Raw genomic sequence first — 24669 nt, forward strand, 5'->3', positions numbered from 1 at the left:
CCTTCACGCCAATCTTCCAGACGCCCTTTCGGACATTCACGCCTTTTCGGACGTTTTTCAGGCGTTTTTCAGACGTTCCTTCGGACCTTCGTGTCGTTCTCATCATTTTTTGGGGCGATTTCGGCAACATCTCGATATATTTCGACTACTTGCCGAAATCGCACCAAAATATTGCGTGACCGCTCGTTCCATCCTAACAACCACTATCGATAGTGTCTGCCTATTTCAGCTCTTGGAAATCAAACATACGTTTTGAGCACGCATTTTCCTACAAGGCCGCCCACTTACCTTCCATAAAGCCGCAAACTTCCTTACACAAGGCCGCCCACTTACCTGCAAATCAGTATGCTTCGGCGAACACAAAGCCACAGGCGAGAATAACCAAGCACACTCAACACCTGGGCAGAACAGACAATAAAAACAACCAAGCAGAGCTCAGTACTTCTCAAATCCTCCGAAAAGCACTGTACGCACGAATCAGGCGCAGGGAGCCCTCTGGCTCAGCGATCGTCACCCGAGTACCCTCACCTGCAAAAGTGCGCACAGTAATCCCCTCATCCTCACAGAGCAGGGTAAACCTCTGCGTCTCATCAACACCATCACGCAAATCAAACCACACAAAATTCCCTTGCGGCTTGGCACTGCGCCACCCCAATGCACACAATGCGTTGACGACGTTCGCGCGCTCCTGCTTCGTAATCTCAACACGACGCCACACTTCCGCTACCGAATCAAGCGCAGCCACTGCCGCTACCTGCGCCAATGTATTAACGCCGAACGGAGTGAGACACGCAAGCAAATGACGGCTCACCTCGGCACCCGCCACCGCATACCCACAACGCAAACCTGCCAAACCATAGGCTTTTGAAAACGTGCGCAAAGAAATCACATTGCCTAATTCTTTCACCAGCTCAATGCCCCGCACAGGATCGTCCATCTCCACATAATCCACATAAGCCTCATCGAGAAGCACGGGAATATGCGGGGGAACCTGAATCAAGAAATCTCGCAACTCGGTATGATTCAATGCCGACGACGTTGGGTTATTTGGCGTACACACAATAATTGCTCGCGTGCGAGCGTTAATCGCTCCAAGCATCGCAGCAAGATCTGCGTTTCCGTCGTTGCGCAATGGCACTTTCACCGCCTGAGCACCGGCCATGCTAATAGCTATCGGATAAGCCTCAAAAGATCGCCAAGGCACAACTACCTGGGAATTGGAAGTGCACACCGCGCTGAGAATTTTTTCGATCAGCGCCACAGAACCATTAGATATAATGACGCATGATTCATCGACGTCGTGGAGCTGAGCAATCTTGCTGGTGAGCAGAGCATTTGCCATATCAGGATAGCGACTCAATCCGCCAAGATGGGCTTCAATTGCGGCCTGTACTGCCGGTAATGTTGGAAACGGCGATTCATTCGACGCCAATTTAATAACACCCGGATCATGAGCTCTCTTCCCAGCCACATAAGCAGGGAGATTTAAGATTTCTGGGCGGAAAAAAGACTCATGAGGAAATTCCATAATCTAATAATGCCCACTTTGTACGGATTTCAAAAGGGGAAAGCGAAATTGCCCAAAACCACAGCCCACACGGCACACCACCACCGCACCGTCATGCCAATACCACGAGCCATCCCCGCCTCCACGCCACCCACACAACACCCCAACCTCCCCTGCTCACGTTTTGAGATGAAAGCGTCCACCAATCGCAATCGATAAAGATCATCCCGAGCCTCATGAAAGAATAGAATCATGGAAGATTTTGCACAGATAGAACCGTCAATCGCTCTCGGACCACTCGACGGACGCTACCGGTCATCAGTAGCTCCACTCACCAACCATCTCTCCGAAGCGGCGCTGAATCGGGCGCGCGTATACGTCGAAGTCGAATGGCTAATTTTCCTCACTAACAACGGCGTGCTTCCCGGCGCTCCCAAGCTCACCGCCAATGAAATCGAATATTTACGAGCGATCGTGCGGCACTTCGGTGCCGCCGACATCGCCGAGCTCAAAGAGATCGAAAACGAGACGAAACACGATGTCAAAGCCGTAGAGTACTACCTCAAGCGCCGTCTCGATAACGCCGAGCACTCCCTTGGCGAAACCTCGCTGGGCAAGCTGCACGAAATCGTGCACATCTTCTGCACCTCGGAGGACATCAACAACCTCGCCTACGCGGTGACCGTTCGCGACGCCGTCCACCAGGTTTGGCTTCCCAAGGCACGAGACTTCGTGGCACAGTTGTCACAACTTGCCCATGACCAGGCACAACAGCCCATGCTTTCCCGCACGCATGGGCAGACGGCCACTCCGAGCACGCTGGGCAAGGAAGTCGCCGTACTCGCTTACCGCTTGAGTCGCCAGCTGCGCCGCATCGAAAAAACGGAGTTTCTTGGCAAGATCAACGGCGCTACCGGCACTTTTGGTGCGCACGTCGCCGCAATTCCCGACGCCGATTGGCCGGCTTTGTCCGAAGCTTTCGTCACTGGTTTAGGGCTCACGTGGAATCCACTTACCACCCAGATTGAATCTCATGACTGGATGGCTGAGCTTTTTGCAGATGTGGCTCGTTTCAACCGCATCGCGCACAACCTTGCCACCGATTTTTGGACTTATATCTCGCTGGGATACTTCAAACAGAATCTTGCAGCACAAGGCTCTACCGGCTCATCAACAATGCCACACAAGGTGAATCCGATCCGCTTCGAAAACGCAGAGGCGAATATGGAAATCTCATGCGCATTATTCGATTCGCTATCTGCCACTTTAGTAACGTCACGTATGCAACGCGACCTCACCGACTCCACCACCCAGCGCAATATTGGCGTGGCCTTTGGTCATTCCTTGCTTGCTCTGGAAAACCTCCAACGCGGAGTTGCCGGGCTTGACGTCGATCCCGCCAGACTCGAAGCCGATCTCAACAACTCTTGGGAAGTACTCGGCGAACCAATTCAGCAGGCCATGCGCGCAGCCGCAATCGCCGGCGCAACTGGTATGGGAAACCCCTACGAGCGCCTTAAGGATCTCACTCGTGGACGTCACGTCACCGAGCAAGACATGCACGAATTCATCAAAGAATTGTCCATGCCTCAAGAAGTTGAAGAGCGTTTACTCAAGCTCACACCGAGTAACTACACCGGACTCGCAACGCAACTGGTAGATTTTTTGAGTAACGGCTGAGCCATCGCGCAGCCGAACTCAATCTTTTCCTGAGCTGTTAGGCGCGCTATGTATCCTGCTTTTCTCAACGCTTTCATGCAGATCAATCCGGTTTTGACCAATCCGGTTCTGACTCAGTCGAGCACCTCCACCCAAGACCTTTCCGGCATCGCTGCCTGGACGGTTACGATCATGGAATCGCTCGGCGGAGTCGGAATCGCCCTGCTCATTGCCGCGGAAAATCTTTTTCCACCGATTCCGTCGGAAGTAATTTTGCCACTGGCTGGATTCACCGCTTCACAAGGCACTCAATTCGGCATTCTAGCTGCGATTATTTGGGCAACCGTAGGATCAGTTATCGGCGCGATTTTGCTCTACGGAGCCGCGCGCTGGATTGGCCGCGAGCGCACCCGCGCAATCATGGGGAAACTCCCCCTCTTCGACACCGCCGACATTGATAAAACTGAGGCATTTTTCCATAAACACGACCGGTCAACCGTCTTTTTTGGCCGAATGCTTCCAATTTTCCGCTCATTGATTTCACTGCCAGCCGGTGTGGTGAAGATGAATTTACCGCTCTTTTTGCTGTTCACAACCGTAGGTTCAGCGATTTGGAACACCGCACTGATCTACGCCGGATATGCGCTTGGCGAAAACTGGAATCTCGTCGAAGATTACATCGGAATTCTCACTAAGATCGTTGCTGGAATCGTTGTTGTTGCGATCATCGTGTGGATAGTGCTGAAAGTTCGCCGCAATAAGGCCAAAAAGAACTCTCTTAACGAGAATACCGACGACGATTCCCTCAGTCGCGTTAGCTGACTCGGTACCTGGTCAGCACGTTCTTAGTAACCGATCAGCACGTTCGGTACCAGCCGATCCAGTGCCACTGAAAGGGAAAAATATGCCATCCAATATCGAACTTAAAGTATCTGGAATGACGTGCGGTCACTGCGCCCAACACGTAACAGACGAACTCACCGAACTTAACGGCGTGTCCAACGTAATGGTTGAACTTGAAGCTCAAGGAATCTCCACAGTGACCGTTATTACCGATTCCGACCTTTCTGATGTAGAACTTCGCGAAGCTGTGGCCGAAGCGGGCAACTACACCGTGGAAGAAATTCTTCGATAACCATGCACGATACCGACTTGCCAGATTCTGCGCAGGCGCACACCTCTGAGATGCAACCCGAGGAGCAACCTCACGCGCCAGCTCACGAGTCATCCCGCAAGTCACCTCGCACACAGCCTCACGTGCCACCTCACGGGCTGCCCAATGAGTCAACGGATGGGTCACCTGAGGAGCTATACGCCGAGGTTGATCTGGCAATTTCTGGTATGACCTGCGCCTCGTGCGTGGCGCGAGTAGAAAAGAAACTCAACAAACTCGCAGGTGTGAACGCCGTCGTCAATCTCGCTACCGAAAAAGCGCACGTGAGCATCGCTGAAAGCGCGCGCAGCGTGAGTGATAGCGATCTCGTGGCAGTGGTCGAAAAAGCCGGATATAACGCGCAAGTCCTGCAAAGAACCCTGCTCAGCGAGTTAGGCGCACAGAATTCTGCTCCAAGTAGCGATATTGCAGCATACGAAGAAGCTACCCAGCGCGCCCACGCAGCCCGAATCGCCGATCTGCGGCTGCGTATGATCGTATCCATGCTGCTCACTGTGCCAATCGTGGCGTTATCGATGATCACCAGCGCGCAATTTCCCGCCTGGCAATGGCTAGTTTTTGCGCTGAGCGTGCCCGTAGCTTTCTGGGGTGGATATCCTTTCCATCGAGCGGCATTCCGGGCAGCTCGCCACGGCTCGTCGACGATGGATACGCTCGTCTCGCTCGGCGTGATTGCCTCGATGGGCTGGTCTATCTGGGCACTCATTCTCGGCGGTGCTGGCGAACTGGGATACACCATGCACATGAGCGGAATTCACGGTCTTATGCATGCTGACCAGCCACATTTGTACTTCGAGTCAGCTGCGATGATTGTGAGTTTCCTTCTGCTCGGGCGTTGGCTCGAAGCACGCTCTCGCCGCACTGCCCGCGACGCACTCCATTCCCTGCTTGAGCTGGGCGCAAAGCGTGTACATATTCTACGCAGGGCATCTGGCAAAGCTGTGGACGCAGTTCTTTCAATCGAGGAATTGCAGGTGGGAGACGTTTTTCTCGTCAAGCCGGGCGAGAAAATTGCCACCGACGGGATCGTCGTGGAAGGCCATTCGGGCGTCGACGCTTCGCTTCTCACCGGCGAATCGGTTCCTATCGAGGTCAAAGAGGGCGACGCCGTCACTGGCGCTACGCTCAACACGTCCGGTTCGCTCACTATACGTGCCACGCGCGTAGGTGCGGAAACGACCTTGCAGCAGATGGGACGCCTGCTCACACAGGCACAAACCGGCAAAGCCCAAATTCAAAATCTCGCCGACCGCATATCGGCCGTATTTGTGCCAAGTGTTTTGGTGATTGCGCTGCTCACCCTACTTGTGCGTGTTTTTGTCTTCGACAACCCTATGGGGATGGCTTTGGCCGCAGCGATCACTGTGCTGGTGGTGGCCTGCCCTTGCGCACTCGGTTTGGCTACGCCTACTGCTCTTTTGGTGGGGTCGGGAGCGGCGTCGCAGCGTGGCATTTTGATTCGGGGAGCGGAGATTCTAGAAACGGCACACTCAGTAGATACCGTTGTGCTCGATAAAACTGGCACGCTCACTACCGGCGTCATGACGGTTACGAGCGTGCAGGCTTGTGCTGATGTATTTGACGAACGCGCCGTGTTGGCTATTGCCCAAGCGGTAGAAAAACATTCTGAGCACCCGCTGGCGCAAGCAATCGTGCGTTATCAGCTGCCAGACGACGTTCCCACGACGCCGTCAGGACCGAGCGTATCGCTGCAAGCAGGTACGTTCCTTGCTCACGCAGGTAGCGGAGTTAGCGCCCGCCTCATGCTTGACGGCCTACCTGGCATACGTGACGTACCCGGCGCACCGAACAGCGCAACCGGCGGCACTCCCAACACAACGCCTCACAGCACAGCGCCTCACAGCACAGCGCCTAGCGACATAACACCCAGCAGCACAACATCGAGCACAGCGCCTAGCACCGCGACTCCAGCCCAAATAGTTCGTGCTGGAAGCCTCGCTTGGCTCCATGAGCAGGGCGTCAATATTGAACCAGCTCAGCAAGCCGTAGAAAACGCAAACTCACGCGGCGAAACGAGTATCGTCGTCGCCATAAATTCGCTGGCCATAGGAATCATCAACATCAGCGACGTGCTGCGCCCTGAAGCGCGTGCAGCTATTCAAGACCTGCGCAACCTTGGCATTAGCGCGCTGATTGCCAGCGGAGATTCTACCCAAGTTGTTGAGGCAATCGCCGCTGACCTCAATATCGCTGCACGTGGAAACGTCCTACCTCACCACAAGCTGCAAATCATTAAGGAACTCCAAGGTGAGGGCAAACATGTGGCGATGGTTGGAGACGGAGTTAACGACGCCGCAGCTCTAGCGGCCGCCGATCTTTCCATCGCGCTCGGATCCGGAGCAGACGTGGCACAAGACGCTGCAAGCATCACGATCGTTCATTCCGATATTCGCGCAGTTCCGGCGGCAATCAACATCTCAAAACGCACGCTCAGAATCATTAAACAAAATCTTGCGTGGGCATTTGGTTATAACCTCATCGCCATTCCAGCCGCTGTGGCGGGGGTTATTCTCCCTGGTCTCGCGGCCGCAGCGATGGCGTCGTCGTCGGTCATTGTAGTGCTCAACTCACTGCGTTTGCGCTCCGCTGCTCGCTAACCTAGCTACCTGCACCACAAGAAGCAAACAATACAGAATTTTTGCGTATCTCCAAGTAAAATAAGCTGTGTGAATGATGAAATCAGCAATCAAATGCCACTAGGGCCACGCCGAACTGTGGTTTTAGTGGACGCTCCACAGCAGTGGGTACGCCATCCGGCCGACCTCGTTGGAGCAATATTTGCGCTGCTCTTCACAATCTTTTCCGGATTTTTGGCCGTCTACGCTCAAACCACCACGCTCGCCGTCACATCGGACGTGCGTACAGCGACGTCGTCGGTAATCCAAACCGTGCTTCTCGTACCCGTCAATGTGCTCGAAGGCCTCGTCTCGTTCGTTCTACCAGCGTTTCTCTTCGCTTACGCCGTCGTACGACGCCGCTGGCGCACGATTGGCACGGCGCTTCTCGCTGCAACCATAGCCGTAGGAATCGCCCAACTTATTTCGATGGTGGCCGAACGGTGGTGGCCACAATCGACGTTTACCAGCCAATATGTGGAGGCACTGACGATTCAGTCGTTCATTTCGTTGCTGCCATATGTGTCGGTGATCTGCGCATTCCTCACAGTGATGGGTTCAAGTAAACGCTCACAAATTGTGCGAATCGGCTGGTGGCTACTCGGCGCCGTCGTGATATTTTCGGTGCTACAAGGGCAACAAACAATCACCGGAGCGCTGATCACCGTTTCGCTCGGTATTGCAGCCGGTATGTTTGCGCGCTGGTTGATTGGCTCCGAGCCGGATCGAGCGACCGGAAAAGACCTGGTAGACCTCGTTCGCCGTGCACAAATCGACGTCGCTGAGCTGATTCGAGTGGACGCCCTGCGCGACGACGAAGAAATCAGAGCATGGAACGTTATCACAACAGCCCCCATTGGGTATTCTGACCTGCAAGGACTCGTGCAACTGCGCAAATTCCTCACCGGATCTGGCGCACAGTCCCAATCCAGCGATGCTGACGATGCCTTAAGCGACAAAGCCGCCAGCGGCACAACAACCGGCGCCAGCGGCACAACAACCGGCGCCAGCGCCGCAACTTCTGCAACCAGCACAACCAGCACAACCGTAGGAGTCGAAACGCCAGGCACCGCAACCAGCGGCAGCGACGCAACCAGCGCAACCGCCCACGAATCCTCCGAGTACAAAACCGAGATCGACGCGCGGCATCTCGTATCTGCCGCCGAAAATCTCCAGGCCGCCGATAGTATCTCCGATGCACCACACATCGACGTTCGCTCGCTGCGGGAGACTGCCTGCCAGAAGTTCACGTTTACTTCGTCAAGCGAAGTCTCGCGCAACTACATAGCCACCGATGTTCATGGCGAACACTTTCACGTCTTTGTGCTCGATGAAGATCGTAAAATCCTCGGTCTGCTTGAGGGTGCGTGGGAAAAGATAAGGCTTAAGCTGGCATTCCGTCGTCGCCCTCAAACCTTGGCGGAAGCCGCCGAACAAATGACTCTCATGATGCTCAGCACTGAGCATGCAGGGATTGCGCCCGTGCGTTTTCATTCAACCAGCGGAAATGAATCCTCAATCTTGGTCATTAACCGGGCGATTTCAGATCCGGTGCTTTCAGAACACAGCACGGCACACATTACAGATGCCCAGCTCGATGCCTTTTGGGGCGAATTATTGCTCGCTCACCAGCACGGTTTATGCCACGGAAGTATCACGCGTAATCACGTGACCGTCACCGAAAAAGGCTTGCAACTGCGAGCCTGGCAAGCTGGTTCAATCAATGCACCCGACACCGCCCGACGCATTGATCTTGCGCAAACCGTCTCGATGTTTGCTAGCGTTTTCGGAGTTCAGCGCGCCGTCGCTTCACTGAAACGCTCAATTCCACTCGACCAAATCGTGTCTCTTGCACCATTCTTGCAGCGCACGATCATGCCAAGCCAAACGCGCGAAGCCTTCAAAGGCAATAAAAAATTCCAAGAGCTGCGCGATTCCCTGCAAATCGAAGTTCCTGAAACGAGCTCCGCCGAACCAGTTACCTTGCGCCGTTTCTCGATCAAGACGATCGTGACCGTAACTATCGGCGTGGTAGCAATATATTTGCTGCTTGGCTCGATGAATTTTCAAGACGTTTCCGAAGCGATTCAAGAGGCCTCGGTATTCTGGATGGTTTCTTCCTTTATCGCAGGCCTAGTGACGTACATCGGCGCTGGTATCACGCTCAAAGCCTACACTCCCGAACGCTTACCGCTGCGCGATTCGGTTTTGGTGCAGGTAGCAGCCTCAGTGGTTACTTTGGTGGCGCCAGCAGGTATTGGCCCTGCTGCATTGAACTTGCGTTTTCTTCAAAAACGAGGGGTGGCGACGACGGCGGCGCTCGCTACGGTTTCGTTAGTGCAGCTAGCGCAGTTGGTCACTACCTTATTGCTACTTTTTGTGCTCACACTCGTCTCTGGCCAAATCACCTCTTTCTCCGCGCCATCAGCACCGACGCTAACGGTGATCGGAATTGTATTATCAGTGATCGGGGTGCTTTTCTTGATCCCGAAGCTGCGCACGTGGATTTGGGCCAAAGTGAAGCCCTCGCTAATCCAAGTTTGGCCGCGAATGCTATGGCTTGGTACTCACCCGCAGCGCATTTTACTCGGACTCGCTGGCTCGGTGATTATGAGCGCAGCCTTTGTGTTGTGTTTTGGTTTCGCCCTCAAATCCTTTGGGTATGAACTTCCTATCGTTACCTTGGCCGTTACTTATCTTGTGGCGAACTCAGTTGGATCGGCTGTGCCATCGCCGGGCGGTATCGGACCAGTTGAGGCAGCGTTGACGGGTGGCTTAGCCATCGCCGGCGTTCCATATTCGGTGGCATTTTCCACTGCTGTGCTCTACCGCCTGTTCACATTCTGGGGTCGCGTGCCGATCGGTTGGTTGGCCTTGAGAATCGCTGATCGGCGAAATATCATCTGATATTCGCAGCAAAACACTGCGAATTTCATGGGCTTACCCCTGAAATCTTTCGCGTAGTCGTTTTCAATGAGACAATAAGCATATGAACCAACGCGCTGGCAAACCTGCTCAATCAGAAGATCTTATCGACGTTGATGCACTCGTTAGTGCATATTACGATTGCGAACCTGATGTAAATAGCCCTGATCAAGCGGTTGTTTTTGGCACTTCAGGGCATCGCGGAAGCGCTTTTGATGGCGCTTTCAACGAAGCTCATATCGTTGCCACAACTCAGGCAATCGTTGAATATCGCAATAGTCAAGGTATCGACGGCCCGCTCTATATCGGGCGCGATACCCATGCGCTTTCTGAGCCAGCTGAACGCACAGCCCTTGAAGTATTGGCAGCTAACGGAGTTGAAGTGCGCATCGACGCGCGCAATTCCTGGACTCCGACGCCCGCGGTGTCGCTCGCGATCCTCACTGCTAATGGCGCAGGTAAGAGCGACGGCGTGCGCACATACGGCCCTGGGTTGGCTGATGGGATCGTCATTACTCCTTCACACAACCCACCTCGAGACGGCGGATTCAAATACAATCCCCCACATGGCGGGCCGGCCGACTCTGATGCAACCAGCGTGATCGCCGCTCGCGCCAACGAGATTTTGCGCGAAGGTTGGAAGAGCGTCAAGCGTATTCCGTTTGAGCAGGCAGTAGCGGCGGAGACGACGCGTGGTCACGACTACCTTTCCTCTTACGTTGAGGATCTTGCGTCCGTCGTCGACTTTGATGTTATTCGCGACGCCGGTGTGCGCATTGGCGCTGATCCGATGGGTGGCGCTTCCGCACAGTACTGGGGAGCGATCGCTGAACGCTACGGAATCGACTTGACCGTCGTCAACCCTGAGGTGGATCCTACCTGGCGTTTTATGACGCTTGACTGGGATGGAAAAATCCGCATGGACTGCTCCTCACCTCATGCGATGGCATCTTTGCTTGAGCGTATGACCACAGACGCGCAGGGAAATACGGCGTTTGATATTGCTACCGGCAACGACGCCGATTCGGATCGACACGGAATCGTCACCCCAGATGCTGGGCTAATGAATCCGAACCACTACCTCGCCGTCGCTATCCAATACCTCTTCACCCACCGTGAGCAGTGGAATACCGACGCTGTGGGCAAAACGCTCGTTTCGTCGTCGTTGATCGACCGGGTTGTGGCAGGCATGGGTAAGAAGCTGGTAGAAGTGCCGGTTGGATTTAAGTGGTTTGTGCCGGGGCTGATTTCGGGCACGACCGGTTTTGGTGGCGAGGAGTCGGCAGGTGCTTCGTTCTTGCGTAAGAACGGCACAGTGTGGACCACCGATAAAGATGGCCTGGTAATGAACCTGCTAGCAGCAGAAATTCTCGCCGTGACTGGTAAGACGCCCTCGATTCTGCACCGCGAACTCACCGATCAATACGGCAAATCGGCCTACGCGCGCATCGATGCTGCGGCCACCAAGGAGCAGAAAGCCAAACTTGGCGCGCTATCTCCTGACGATGTTACCGCTACTGAACTCGCAGGTGAACCGATCACTGCCCGCTTGGTGCGAGCGCCAGGAAATGATGCACCAATTGGCGGTTTGAAAGTGACCACTGAAAATGCTTGGTTTGCTGCGCGTCCATCCGGAACTGAGGACGTCTATAAGATTTATGCCGAGTCTTTCAAAGGCGCCGAACATCTCGCTCAGGTGCAAGAAGAGGCTAAGAAAGTGGTGAGCGCCGCGCTGGGCGCGTGATCCTCGTTCGATCAGCTCGGCTCGATCAGCTCGGCTCGATCAGCCTGAGCAGGTCAGGTGGGAGCGTGTGGCAACTTTTGGCAATCCAACCACATAATCTGGGATTTCTGCCTAGATTAGAAAAATAAGGCAGAAATCCTTGCAAGGATGCACAAAAGGAGTTCACATGACCCGTCCTTGGGAAAATACCTCACTCGAACCGGCTGAACGCGCCCGTCTCCTCGTTGAGCATATGACGCTCGAGCAAAAAGTTGATCAGCTTGGCGGTGCTATGCAAACCATCAACCCCTACAAGCTCGACATTGACGATCCAGAAATCAACCAGCTGCGCATTTGGCGTCACGCCGATCCAGTTGAAGAGCTAGGTATTCCGCGTTTCAATATCACGAATGGACCTGTAGGCGTGGGAATGGGCGACGGCACGCCGTCTCCACCTGCAACAGCGCTCCCAGCTACACTCGGACTGGCTGCCACATTCGACCCTGAACTCGCCTATCGCTACGGCGAACTGGCTGGCACTGAAACCAGGGCACTTGGCCAGCACCTGCTGGAAGGTCCTGGAATGTGCCTTGCCCGAATCATCACCGGCGGGCGAAATTTTGAGTATTTCTCCGAAGATCCATATCTCTCAGGCGTCATGGGCGTGAACGTAACCCGCGGAATCCAAGACCAGGGAATCATCGCCGAAGCGAAGCATTTTGCCTTGAACGACGAAGAAGAACAGCGCTTCCGCTACGATGTGCAGTGCGACGAGAATGTGATGCGCGAACTCTACCTGCTTCCCTTTGAAATGACCGTTAAGGATGGCGAAGTTGGCTGCCTCATGGGCTCCTACCAGCGTCTCAACGGAACCTATGGCTGTGAAAACTATTGGTTGCTCACGAAAGTTTTGCGCGAAGATTGGGGCTTCACTGGTTACGTCCAGTCCGATTTTTGGGCTGTGCGCTCAACGGCGCAGTCGCTCAACGCGGGCTTGGATCACGAAATGCCTGATCACAATTGGATGAACATGGACAATATCCAACATGCTCTCGACCAGTGCATTTTGGAAGAGAAAACCATTAATCGCGCCCTCATTCGCCGTTACACCCAAATGTTTAAGTTTGGGCAGTTTGATAATGTTTACGAAGTTACGCCGATCGACGTCGAAGCCGGAGGAGCTTTCGCCCGCGAAGCCGCAGCTCGCGTGATTGTTCTGTTGAAGAACGACGCCGTTGCCGAACTTGGAGACGAGCCATTACTCCCGCTCGACCCAGCTACCGCCGGAAATATTCTCATTGTGGGAATCGACGATTTTGCGAATAATATTGCCAACTGTGGCGGCGGCTCCTCGCAGGTGATTCCACTTTATGAAGTGCCGCCGCGCGAAGGCATGATTGACGTTCTCGAAGAGCTCGGAGCTTCCAACAGCGTCGAGGTATTTACCGTCGCTGACGATATGAGCAACCTCGACGAAGCACGAAGCGCTGTTGCCGCTGCCGACACAGTCGTTGTGATGGCTGGTCTGATCACAACTGAGGGCAAAGACCAGCCGGATGCGAATCTGCCAAAGCGTCAGAACGAAATGCTCAACGCTTTGTTGGGCATCAACCCACGCACCGTGCTCGTGCTCAAAGACGGCGATCCGATCATGATGCCGTGGCGCGATAAAGTGAGCTCCATTCTTGAATGTTTCAACCAGGGCGAAGAGGACGGTCACGCAGTTTCGGACGTGCTCTTCGGCGTCGTCAATCCCTCAGCTAAACTCCCCATTAGCTACCCTGCCTCGGAAAACGACACGTGTGTAGCGAATGACCCGTCACGCTATCCTGGCGTTGATGAAGGTGCTGGTTATCCAGTTATGCGATACTCCGAAGGCCTCAATATGGGCTACCGCTGGCATCAATCCCAGCAGATCAAACCGATGTTTGAGTTTGGATTCGGCCTGTCTTATACCACGTTCGATATCTCGCACCTCGAGGTCACTACCGACGACGTTCACACCGGAGCCGGTGCTCATGGCAAGGTACGCGTCGCCGCAAACGTCACTAATACAGGACGACGCGCGGGTGCCGAGGTTGTGCAGGTCTACCTCGGGATTCCGGTTGCAGGGCAGCCACCAAAACGACTCGTCGGTTTCCAGCGCGTCTATCTGCCCGCAGGTGAGACGCAACGCGTGACCGTGACGCTTGATCTCGCGGCGTCGTCGCACCCATTCGGCGTCTGGGATCGCAACGTGGACGACTTCGTCACGATGCCAGGCGAATACACGATTTACGTGGGCAATTCTTCCGAAAACACCCCACTCACGGCCACAATAGACCTCTAAAGGAACGCGAGTTTCTTCACGTCTTTTTCAAAGGTCAGCGTCTCACTCACGTCTTTTTCAAAGGTCAGCGTCTCACTGGGATTAGATATTTGTTTACAGCGCAATCTCCGCTATTTCTGAAGCTTATTGATAGTATCTAGGTAAGGAAATACCGGAGATTGCGCGTAATGAACGCCGATACAAAGTCGAATCCAAGGTGGTGGGAAGTGTGCCGAAGCCGAAGCGAGTCACAATTTATGATGTTGCCCGGGAAGCTAAGGTTTCTCCATCAACCGTTTCGCGCGCGTTTTCCAATCCGGGACGAGTGAGCGCTGATACTTCGGCACATATTTTCGATGTGGCTCGTAAATTGGGCTTCCACGCAGTGGGTGCTTCCTATTCTGATCAGCGCGAAGAGAACCATACGCTCGCATTTGTGCTCGCGGATCTCTCGAATCCCGTTTATGCTTCGATGCTCGCAGGTTTTCAGGCCACCGCAACGAAGAATAATTATTCGGTGATCATTCTCAACTCTCAGGAAAATGAAGCTCTTGAGCGGCGATCTGTGATGCATATTCTCGATACCGTAGATGGGATAGCTCTGGCAGCTTCACGCTTATCACCTGCTTCAATCCTGAAAATTGAAAAGACGCGGCCTCTCGTATTATTGCATCGATACTCGGAGGGTCACACCTGCGTGGTGCCTGATACGTCGCACGGAATCGGGCAAATATGTGAACATTTGGCACGTCTTGGCCATTGCAAATTGACGTATGTGTGCGGCCCAGAACTCTCGTGGGCGAATGCCATGCGGTGGCGCGCAGCCCAAGCCAAAGCTGCAGAAACAGGCATATCACTTATCCGTACCCAAAACTACACGCCTGATTTTGAAGGCGGCCAACGAGCAGCCGACGAATGGTGCACGAACCCTACCTCCGCCGTCTTAGCATATAACGACCTCATGGCCTGTGGTTTCATGAAAGCAGCGGCGAAGAAAGGTTTTAACGTCCCTCGCGACGTCTCCGTTATCGGAATCGACGATTCGATCACCTGCACTATCGCCGAACCTGAGCTATCATCGCTCTCATCGGGAAGTTACGAAATCGGAGAGCAAGCTGCCCTTTCACTAATCTGGCAGGCCGATAACCGTTCACGGCGCGACCGGCGCGTTATCACAGTGCCGACGACGTTCGTGGAACGTCAAAGCACCGGACCGCGAGCGCAGATTCCCCTCGAATCGCGTATGCTGTAAGAACGCGAGTTGAGAACGAAAAACAAACGGAGCACGAAAAATGGCACAAGTGTGGAAACCACAAATTTCGCTTGATCGTAGCCTTGACGTTCCCCTCCACGAGCAAATTTCCTATCCAATACAGCAGGCAATCATCGCCGGCGATATCGCACCGGGGACTTTGATTGAAAACGAACTTTCACTTGCTTCACGGCTGCGAGTCTCGCGGCCTACCACCCGGCACGCTTTACAAACTCTCGTTGATCAGGGTCTGCTCTTACGACGCCGGGGTTTCGGTACCGTCGTCGCCCCTAAACCGCGACACAGACTCCAGGAGCCGTCGTCGTTATTCAACGACATACGGCGTTCCGGTGGCGTCTCCAATACCCAAATCCTGCGATACCAAAAATGGCAGGCAGATGAAACTATCGCGCGGCGCTTGGAGTGCCCGATTGGCTCTGATGTGCTTGAACTGGAGCGTTTAAGATCGAAAGACGGCGTTCCGGTTGCGATTCTTTACAACTGGCTTCCGTTCCACTACGCACCGAACCCTGAACAGCTGCTCACCGTGGGGTTATATCAGCATTTGCAGCAGCTCGGAATTACCATCGCTTCAACACGGCAAAGCGTTGGCGCGCAGCGCCCAAAGCGCCCGGTTGCGCGGCTTTTGGGCATCACCACTCGCGATCCGATACTCACCATTGAGCGCACGGCTTTTGACGCCGAGGGAAAGATCGTCGAATGGGGGTACCACTCTTATCGGGGTGACCGGTACCGCTATGACTCCACAGTTTTTTCACAAGTTCCTGCGTCGTAGCAGCTGTGGCTTAGCGGGAGTTGTGACAAGTCATGTCGTTTGCGCAAGCTGGACCCTTTCGCAAGTCGTAACAAGTATAAAAATACTGTTCTAGCCCACTTTTTCCAACTACCTGCCCATTCCTCAAACCAAGTAGGATGATGCTATGGCTCTTGCAGACATCGCTCGCTCAATTGAGGAAAATTTTAACCGGCGCGGAATTGTTCGACGACGCCGGGAGGGCTGGCTGCCACAAATCGTCCCGTTCAGTGGCTATGGCTCAACCTCAGCTGTAAAAATCCTGGCACGCGCGCTGATGGCAGATCCAAAGGAAGGCTCTTCCTTATTTGATCTAGACAAATTACGCAATTCAGTACACAAAAATCCTGCTATTAATGCCGTTCGCGATATAGCTGAGCTGGCAATTGAAACAGGAGCCGAAGCGCAGCGCGGTTGGCGGCAATTCTTCACCACTCAGGTGGGTTTCCTGCCAGTCACAGTTGTTGTGGGCGACAAACGTATTAAGACTCGTACTGACCGCAATGGTTACATTGACTTACTTGTTGAAAATCATGGCCTCACACCCGGCTGGCACGAAGTAGAACTCATTCCCGCTGCTGGTGAAGCCGTCAAAGCACCTGTGATGATCGTTTCTCCAACGGCAACGAAAGGTCTGGTTTCGGATATTGACGATACGATTATGGTCACGTGGCTTCCGCGTGCTGCTCTTGCCGCGTGGAATTCCTTTGTGGTGCACACAAACTCACGTAAGACTGTCTCGGGTATGGCTAATTTCTACCGAAATATTTTGCAAGAGCACCCCGATGCACCGGTGTTTTATCTTTCGACGGGCGCTTGGAATACTTTCTCCACTCTGGAAATATTCCTTTCCACATTCCGTTTCCCGGTAGGTCCGCTGCTTATGACGGATTGGGGGCCAACTCCCACCGGACTTTTCCGCTCAGGCCAGGAGCACAAAAAGACGCAGCTGCGAAATCTTTTGATTATGTTCCCCAATATCGAGTGGACTTTGGTGGGCGACGACGGCCAACACGATCCTCTCATCTACGACGAACTTGCCCGCGAACACCCATCACGAGTCGATCTCATCGCATTGCGAGAGCTCAACCCGGTAGAACAAGTTCTTTCTCACGGTACTCCCGATCCTAAGGAAAGCGCCCGCGAAGATTCCGATATTGAGCGCCACGGTGTGCCAGTTATCCGCGGAAAAGACGGCCACGAGCTTCTCACGAAATTTCGCGAAATTCGCCCGTGACCGCCTCCATATTTTTCAAGCTAGTGCACGCTTGTGATTAATTAACGCTAGTGATTAATTAATCGGCTCAACTTTAATCTCTGGCTGAAAATCCGAATCTGTGGATCGTTCTTTCAGCTCAGCAGTCTTTTCCTTGACCATTTCCGAAGCAAATTGAACTGCACCTTTAGCCTTGGCTGCCGCAGCTTCGGAAGCCTGATGGAAAGTCTGCGATGCCGTTTCCTTTGCCTTTTCACGCCCAGACTGTACGCTCGCCGAATTCCAGACCTTGGATGCCTGCGTCTTAATCTGCTCGTAGCGCTCGCGTCCCGCACGTGCACCGAGCACATATCCAATACCGGCTACAGTCAAGGTTCTCAAAAATCCCATAATCACTCCTTCAACGGGTTTCTTCAATCCTACGTAAACTTGGAAAATAACTCATTTACTGTTGCCCTAAGCGAACAAGAATGCCGCGGTGATCGGAGTTTCCGATACGCACCGTCGTCGCCTTTTGCCCTCGGTAGGTAGCGCCGTCGTGAAGAACTCGATCAATCGGGGCGCTCAACAACGCTGGCATACTTGCTGGCCAGGTACCCAGACCTGCCGATCCTGCTTCCGCGACGGCGTCCGCACAATTGGCGCCGAGTGCGTTCTGGTGATCCACAGTTGAGTTGAAATCCCCTGCTAGTATGTAATTTTTCTGCGATTCACAAAGTCCGTAGACGGCCGAAATTTCCCGTTTCCATAGGTCTATGTTGCGATGCGTCGGAGCGATTGGATGTGCGGCGATGATTTTCGGTCCATTTCCCGACGCCGGTTCAGCACTGACGATTGAAAGTTCCGGTACGTCCTGCATCGGTAGTGAAACCTTTTTGTACTTTCCGAGCGATTCCGAGACAAGGAGGATAGTAGAGCTAAATTCTGGGTTCCACTTCGGTGTTTCTGTGGTGAATATCTGGAATTTCATTCCGTGTTTTTGCAGTTCAGCGAGTAGTTCTTGGCCACGTTTGGTGGAGGTTTCTGGAAGCGACACCACGTCTACCCCGTTGTTGACGATCACATCGGCCAACTGATCGGTGTTTGTAGCCCCACCCAAAGTGTTATAAGAAAGCACTGTGAGCGAGCCATCGCCATGCTGCGCGCCCGAGATACCTTGATCTTTGGGTAAGCGGTCAGGATTATTAATGCCGCGGTCGCACACCACGCCGGCGTGAATAAGACCCGCAATAATCAAAACCACTGCCGAAATTCGCGTGAGCCAAAATCTGCGAAGGAACCCACGCAAAATAACGCTGATCAACAGCAGTAAGACGCCGAGTCCCACAAAAACTACCGCCAGCACGCCTCGCATCGCTAAGAGTTGCGCAAACGGTTCAGTCAAGACGGGATTTGGAAGAAAAGGAACAAAATCTGGTTTTACTGTGATCGCCGCAAACAGCGCGCATAGAAGCGAAGCAATTCCCAAAATGATGCCCATATACTTCCTAATTCCTCCGAGACTCAAATATTCATACAGCTCTTGACCGCAAGTTTGATCCTACCGATTTTCGCTGGGAGTTTCCTTATGCTGGCTGAACGCTTCCTGAGCGTACTAGAGAATTACTTGGCGCGCAGGTGAATTATGCGCTGATTTTTCGATCCGCGAAACGCCAAATCGTGGTGATAGAGAGACTGTATAAAAGGTCCATCAACCAGCACATCGCATAAATCGAGCAGTTCGCGCTTGTCGGGCGTATCGGCTAAGAGCTGCTCATGAGTGTATCCTGACCACACCCAAATGGTTTTGTCCGCGCCGAAAGTATCGCGCACACGCTTCGCCAGCGGGATAAGTATGGGCGTGTTGAGAAAAGGCTCGCCGCCAAGTAGCGAGAGTCCTGCCACATAAGGCTGAGCTAAATCGGTAAGAATTTTCTCTTCGAGTTCTTGAGTGTAGAGAGTGCCGTATTTGAAGCTCTGAGCTGCACGGTTGTAACAGCCAGGACAGCGAAATGGGCAACCTGATACGTAAAGCGAGCAGCGCACGCCTTCGCCGTCCACAAAATTAAACGGCTTGTAATCCGCTATATATCCCTGTGACAGTGCAGCCCCGCTCCATTCACAGGGGCTGGGCTGCACAATTCCGTGTTCGTCCTTTTCAGGCAATTCTCACCTCGGGGACACCGTACCGTTCGAACATCATTGCAGCGGCCCGTCCATATGTTTCACACGCGAAGAAATTTCCACATGCCGGCCATGCACCATCGGGCGCTTTTGAGGATTTCCCAAGTAACCACAGGTACGCTTCACAACATCACAGGTAGCAGGGTCTTCATTGCCACAATCAGGGCATTTGAAGCCCTCAGCTGTGGGATTGAATTCACCTTGGAAACCGCAGTTATAGCAGTGATCAATCGGGGTGTTTGTGCCCAAATATGCCACTTTATCGTATGCGTAGTCCCACACCGCCTCGAGCGCTGCCACATTGTGTGTTAGCTTCGGATACTCACAGTAATGGATGAATCCACCCTTGGTGTACTGTGCATAGTCCTTTTCGAAGTCGATCTTTTCAAAAGGCGTGATCTTCTTGCGCACGTCGTAATGGAAGGAATTTGTGTAGTAGTCTTTGTCGGTAATATCGGCAATCTTGCCAAATTTTGCCTGATCAAGGCGGCAGAATCGATCAGTTAGCGACTCCGACGGCGTCGAATAAACGGAGAACCAGTACGGATACTCTCTCTTCCACTCAGCTGCATAATCATTGAGCCGGCGCACAATATCGAGCGTGAATTCCTTTGCCTGTGGATTCGACTCCCAGTCTGGACCATAAAAGCAGGTAGCAGCCTCATACAGGCCAATATATCCGATCGACACGGTGGCACGATGATTCTGGAAGAACTCGGAAACGCTCGTTTCGGCGTCATCCACCCGCTTCCCGAACGCGCCGTACTTGTACAGAATTGGCGCGTTAGCAGGGGTAGCGTCCTCGCAACGATTGATACGGAAGAGTAGCGCCTGCTTGACCACTTCCATTCGTTCATCGAAGATTCTCCAGAAGCGCTCCTGCTCACCGTGAGCTTCAATAGCGATACGCGGAATATTGAGGGTGACGACGCCAAGGTTGTTACGTCCCGCGTTCACCGCCTCGCCGGTTTCTGGATCAACCCACTTTGGCAGGAATGAACGGCAGCCCATCGGAGCTTTATAATCGCCCTCTAGTTCGGTGATTTTGTCATACGAGAGCACGTCAGGATACATACGTTTCGTGGAGCATTCCAGCGCGAGCTGTTTGATGTCGTAATTAGGATCGGCTGCGTCAAGGTTAACGCCGCGGCGCAAACCGAATACCAGCTTGGGGAAAATCGCTGTATGGCGGTCGCGACCAATTCCTTTAATGCGCACCTGCAAGATTGCCCGCTGGATCTCGCGTTCAAACTCGCTGGTACCAAGCCCAAACCCAAGAGTGACGAAAGGTGTTTGACCGTTCGACGAATAGAGCGTGTTGATCTCGTATTCGAGCGATTGCATGGCATCGTAGATGTCTTTGCGGGTTTTCGTCCATGCGTAGTCTTGGCGTAGATCGGGAGCCACCCACTGCTCGGCGTCGTGCATATGCTTGGCAAAGTTCATCTCGGCATAGGGAGCGAGCACTTCGTCGGTACGATCAACCGAAGCCCCTCCATACTGCGAGGACGCCACATTTGCGATGATCTGAGCGATTTGTGCCGTGGCGGTGTTAATTGAGCGCGGCGATTCGACTCGCGCATTGCCGATCTGGAAACCGTCTTTGAGCATGCCTTCAATGTCGATCAGGCAGCAATTGGTCATCGGCTGGAAAGGGTTGTAGTCGAGGTCGTGGAAATGAATCTCGCCTTTGATGTGGGCATTTGCCACTGCGCGCGGAAGCATCGAGCGCAAGGCATAAGCTTTTGCCACGGAACCTGCGGTGAGGTCACGCTGTGTATTAAACACAGTGGAATCCTTGTTAGCGTTTTCGTTAACCACAGTTTTGTCGCGTTTGAGGAGTTTTCCAACCGAGTGTGTGACATCCATATTCTCTTCGCGTGCAATGTCGCGATCATGACGATATTCGATGTAAGCACGCGCTACGTCTGGATACTTGGACGACATCAGGAAGTTTTCAATCGCCGTCTGGATCGTGGCGATGTCCAGTTCACCCTCAGGAAGTGCAGCGATGACGCCGCGAACTGCTTGCATCACGAAAGGATGGTCGTCGATTCCTTGGTTGTTCAATGCAAGGTAGACGGCGCGATAGATCTTCGAAGGGTCAAAACGTACTTTTCGCCCGTCTCGCTTCACGACCATTGTGCCGGCAGAGGTTATCGAATCAACCAACATCTTGTGCTTCCTTTCATTATCAACCACTAGATGTTGAGTTTAGAGCTCGCGAGGTGCGCTTATCTAGTTCCAACACACCCGTTTTATTTGCTGCGAATTTTTCCAAATTTCCCATTGCTGGAGAAATGCCCACACATAGCCCTTAAGTCCCAAATCGGGCGTGATCTAAGAGTCATTTTTGCGGCAAATATTGCTGCGAAGCGATGGTCATTTTTTGAAAGATCGTAGCCACTTAGCGACACGCAAACACCGATAGAACACCTGCCGAAGCGGGATATCGGCGTCGGGCGCTACCGAAACTACATCTTGACTAAACTTCGTCTTGAACGGATTGAGTCCGAGAAGAGATTCGTTAAACGAACTACCAATTCCCATCAGGTCATAATCGATCACGCCACGCTTTGGAAGCTCACAAAGTTCGTAGAAAACGAGCAGATCACTCACAAAATCTCGCATTGCCGACGTACACATCGCGGCATAATAGCGGGTGGCGCGAGTATGCTGAATCGTCACAATCGACCACGCCACCAATTGTCCATCAACGCGTGCCGCATACACACGGCAATGCTCAGGCCCGAGGAACGCCAACATACGCTCAAAATCGCCCTGTGGTGCCGGTACGAAGCCGTCACGCTGTGCCGTATCTTCCATGACCGAATAATATTCGACGAATGACGCCGCGGCCTGCTCTGTTTCGTCCGCGCACACTGCCGGCGACTCCCTTAGCGCCTTGTTCACATCGCGCCGTCCGCGCCGTTTCATACGGGAGAGAACGTCGTCTGTAGTGCCGCGAAGATCGATAATCACCGTCGAATCATAAGGTCGGGTAGAAAGCACTGGATAACATAACGACGCACACTCCGCAGAAAAGTAGTGCTGCACTGCAAGGCGCATAAACACCACTTTAGGATGGGTTTTCTTCACAAAAGCACTGATAGCAGCAAGAATCTCACGCTCCCAGGCGGGATTAACAAGACTATGTGGCGAGGAGACTGCGGGACTGAGCGACGTTGAGGAATTAGGCGAAGTTGAAGGATTGAGAGAATGCGTGGCATCAGCGGAATTTTGCGCACGCTCAGCCTCTACGCAAGCCACACCCACATAAATCGGACCGTGAACTGCTCGTAGATAGCGATAGCCGTGGGTTTCGTACTCAATGAAACTCACCAATGCACAGGTAGACTTAGCAGCGTCAGAGCTCTTGACCACTAGATTCTTCCAAGGGGTTCGCCCTGGCACGTCACCTTGGAACTTCGCCCAGATCTCGGTTTGCTCGAGGGGCAGTTCGACGCCGTTTTCTTCGGCTTCTCGCTCAAAAGTAGCGAAATCTACATCCTGCACTGTAAACATTGTCCACCTTCTCTACGTAAACCAGTATTTCACGCAAGGTTCCTCGGGTGATTGATCTTATTCGCAAACACGTCACAAATCACCCACAAAATTCCAAAAGTCATTGAATAGGACTTTAGACTCGGATAGACTCGCAGCTCTGAGGATGTTTATCGCATACTACATCAACCAACGGAGGTTATGATGGCAATTCATGAAAACGATCCCGTAATCGTTGAGCCGAAAAAGCCACGGCGCGACCGTACACACTGGCTCTACATCATGGTGATAGTGGCAGTTATCGCAGGTATTGCACTTGGTCTAACTGCTCCAAGCTTTGCAACAAGCCTCGCATGGCTGGGCACGTCGTTCGTAGGTCTCATTAAGATGATGATCTCGCCAGTAATTTTCTGCACGATTGTGCTGGGAATCGGCTCGGTACGTTCGGCGGCGTCGGTAGGAAAAACGGGATTGTTGGCGCTCGTTTACTTCCTCGTAATGTCTACCTTCGCGCTAGCTATCGGTCTGATAGTTGGCAACTTCATTCACCCAGGAGACGGCCTCAAAATCGAGCCAGGCGCCGGAGCTGAATTCGCACAGAAAGCGGAAGGTGCAGGCGGCACTATTGCGTTCATCCAAAGCATCATTCCCAATACGATCTTTAGCTCGCTCACTTCTGGCTCGGTGCTACAAACACTGTTTATATCCCTTTTGGTGGGATTTGCGGTACAACGCCTGGGAAAGCAGGGCGAGCCAATTTTGCGTGCCATCGGTCTCCTCCAAAAACTTGTTTTCCGAATCCTTATCATGATTCTTTGGATCGCCCCAATCGGCGCATTTGGTGCAATAGCCGCAGTGGTAGGCAAAACTGGCGCTAAGGCTATCGCACAGCTCGGTCTGGTTATGGTGGCGTTCTATATCACCTGCTTCTTGTTTATCGTGGTGATTTTGGGATCGATCCTCTATGCCACCACGAGGATCAACGTATTCCTCCTGATGAAGTACCTCGCGCGTGAATACCTGCTGATCGTGGCAACGTCGTCGTCAGAATCTGCGCTCCCGAACCTGATGGCGAAAATGGAGCACGCGGGCGTGGCGAAACCTACCGTGGGCATCGTGGTGCCGACGGGCTATTCCTTCAATCTCGACGGAACCGCGATCTATTTGACGATGTCGGCGGTGTTTATTTCACACGCGATGGGCAAGCCGATGTCGATGAGCGAGCAAATCGGCATGCTCGTGTTTATGATTATTGCCTCGAAGGGTGCGGCGGGCGTCACCGGCGCAGGACTAGCCACGCTAGCAGGAGGTTTGCAAGCATACCGCCCCGACATGCTCGACGGCGTTGGTGTGATTGTGGGAATCGACCGATTTATGTCTGAAGCGCGTGCGCTCACCAACTTCTCAGGAAATGCCATCGCAACCTTTGTGATTGGGCAATGGACGAACGCGCTCGACCTTGAGCGTGCGCAGGCAGTGTTGCACGGTGAGCACCCATTCGACTATTCGGCAATTGGCGTGGATGAACACGATACTGAGTACAACCTCAAGCGTCCGCCAAAACCGATTAACCCAGCCGACCGTATGCTTCCAACGCCGCAGCCAGTGCTTCCCGACGAAGTCAAGAACCACGCAGCGTACTAGGTGGTATTGGGTATGGGCGCACTGGGCTGCGGTGTTGAAGTGCGATTGCGTTAGATGCCGTACGCTCAGTTCCCCAGCAAGGAGACCACAACCACACACCAAAGCGAGCTTCCTGACCATCTGCACCACCGGCGTCCTACACAC

The 24669-nt window shown here is 53.3% G+C and carries 17 protein-coding genes; 11 read left to right on the forward strand and 6 right to left on the reverse strand.

Translation table 11 applies throughout. The annotated features are described in order from the left end of the window. Positions 1–445: 445 nt before the first annotated feature. A complete protein-coding gene (locus JOD55_RS00935) occupies positions 446–1528 on the reverse strand; it encodes a histidinol-phosphate transaminase (protein ID WP_204397847.1) in 1083 nt (360 codons plus the stop codon). Between the two features lie 231 nt (positions 1529–1759). Here JOD55_RS00935 and purB point away from each other — a divergent pair, with 231 nt between their 5' ends. The 10 genes from purB (at position 1760) to JOD55_RS00985 (ending at position 17235) form a co-directional block, all read left to right on the forward strand. Further along, on the forward strand, positions 1760–3187 hold the full coding sequence (gene purB / locus JOD55_RS00940) for an adenylosuccinate lyase (protein ID WP_204397849.1): 1428 nt from the start codon (positions 1760–1762) through the stop codon (positions 3185–3187). Between the two features lie 48 nt (positions 3188–3235). Further along, the gene (locus JOD55_RS00945; protein WP_239538923.1) at positions 3236–3988 is read left to right on the forward strand and encodes a DedA family protein; all 753 of its coding nucleotides are present in this window, start codon (positions 3236–3238) and stop codon (positions 3986–3988) included. Positions 3989–4070: 82 nt separating this feature from the next. After that, positions 4071–4301: a heavy-metal-associated domain-containing protein gene (locus tag JOD55_RS00950; protein ID WP_204397851.1), complete on the forward strand. Its 231-nt coding sequence runs from the start codon at positions 4071–4073 to the stop codon at positions 4299–4301. 2 nt (positions 4302–4303) lie between these two features. Next, entirely contained in the window at positions 4304–6958 is a 2655-nt protein-coding gene (locus JOD55_RS00955; protein WP_239538924.1) for a heavy metal translocating P-type ATPase, read from the forward strand. A 69-nt stretch (positions 6959–7027) separates the two neighbouring features. Then, the gene (locus JOD55_RS09280) at positions 7028–9883 is read left to right on the forward strand and encodes a lysylphosphatidylglycerol synthase domain-containing protein (RefSeq protein ID WP_204397859.1); all 2856 of its coding nucleotides are present in this window, start codon (positions 7028–7030) and stop codon (positions 9881–9883) included. 82 nt (positions 9884–9965) lie between these two features. After that, positions 9966–11645, forward strand: a complete 1680-nt coding sequence (gene pgm, locus JOD55_RS00965) for a phosphoglucomutase (alpha-D-glucose-1,6-bisphosphate-dependent) (protein WP_204397860.1) — start codon at positions 9966–9968, stop codon at positions 11643–11645. 166 nt (positions 11646–11811) lie between these two features. Continuing rightward, positions 11812–13953 (forward strand): beta-glucosidase, encoded by a 2142-nt coding sequence (locus JOD55_RS00970; RefSeq protein ID WP_204397861.1) that lies wholly within the window; start codon positions 11812–11814, stop codon positions 13951–13953. 208 nt (positions 13954–14161) lie between these two features. Further along, on the forward strand, positions 14162–15184 hold the full coding sequence (locus tag JOD55_RS00975) for a substrate-binding domain-containing protein (protein WP_204397862.1): 1023 nt from the start codon (positions 14162–14164) through the stop codon (positions 15182–15184). Between the two features lie 40 nt (positions 15185–15224). After that, positions 15225–15980 carry a GntR family transcriptional regulator gene (locus JOD55_RS00980; RefSeq protein ID WP_204397864.1) on the forward strand — a complete coding sequence of 252 codons (756 nt, stop codon included), beginning with the start codon at positions 15225–15227 and terminating at the stop codon, positions 15978–15980. 145 nt (positions 15981–16125) lie between these two features. Then, on the forward strand, positions 16126–17235 hold the full coding sequence (locus JOD55_RS00985) for an App1 family protein (protein ID WP_204397866.1): 1110 nt from the start codon (positions 16126–16128) through the stop codon (positions 17233–17235). A 54-nt stretch (positions 17236–17289) separates the two neighbouring features. Here JOD55_RS00985 and JOD55_RS00990 read toward each other — a convergent pair whose 3' ends face one another. The 5 genes from JOD55_RS00990 to JOD55_RS01010 form a co-directional block, all read right to left on the reverse strand. Beyond that, positions 17290–17604 (reverse strand): hypothetical protein, encoded by a 315-nt coding sequence (locus tag JOD55_RS00990; protein ID WP_204399785.1) that lies wholly within the window; start codon positions 17602–17604, stop codon positions 17290–17292. Between the two features lie 55 nt (positions 17605–17659). Beyond that, positions 17660–18694 carry an endonuclease/exonuclease/phosphatase family protein gene (locus JOD55_RS00995; RefSeq protein WP_204397868.1) on the reverse strand — a complete coding sequence of 345 codons (1035 nt, stop codon included), beginning with the start codon at positions 18692–18694 and terminating at the stop codon, positions 17660–17662. A 122-nt stretch (positions 18695–18816) separates the two neighbouring features. After that, positions 18817–19359 (reverse strand): anaerobic ribonucleoside-triphosphate reductase activating protein, encoded by a 543-nt coding sequence (gene nrdG, locus JOD55_RS01000; RefSeq protein ID WP_239538925.1) that lies wholly within the window; start codon positions 19357–19359, stop codon positions 18817–18819. A 33-nt stretch (positions 19360–19392) separates the two neighbouring features. Next, a complete protein-coding gene (nrdD, locus tag JOD55_RS01005; protein ID WP_204397870.1) occupies positions 19393–21552 on the reverse strand; it encodes an anaerobic ribonucleoside-triphosphate reductase in 2160 nt (719 codons plus the stop codon). Between the two features lie 207 nt (positions 21553–21759). Beyond that, entirely contained in the window at positions 21760–22902 is a 1143-nt protein-coding gene (locus tag JOD55_RS01010) for a lipid II:glycine glycyltransferase FemX (RefSeq protein WP_204397872.1), read from the reverse strand. A 183-nt stretch (positions 22903–23085) separates the two neighbouring features. Here JOD55_RS01010 and JOD55_RS01015 point away from each other — a divergent pair, with 183 nt between their 5' ends. Further along, positions 23086–24525: a cation:dicarboxylate symporter family transporter gene (locus tag JOD55_RS01015; RefSeq protein ID WP_204397874.1), complete on the forward strand. Its 1440-nt coding sequence runs from the start codon at positions 23086–23088 to the stop codon at positions 24523–24525. Positions 24526–24669 lie beyond the last annotated feature (144 nt).

The sequence above is a fragment of the Arcanobacterium pluranimalium genome, from assembly GCF_016907845.1.
Classification (GTDB): Bacteria; Actinomycetota; Actinomycetes; order Actinomycetales; family Actinomycetaceae; genus Arcanobacterium_A; species Arcanobacterium_A pluranimalium.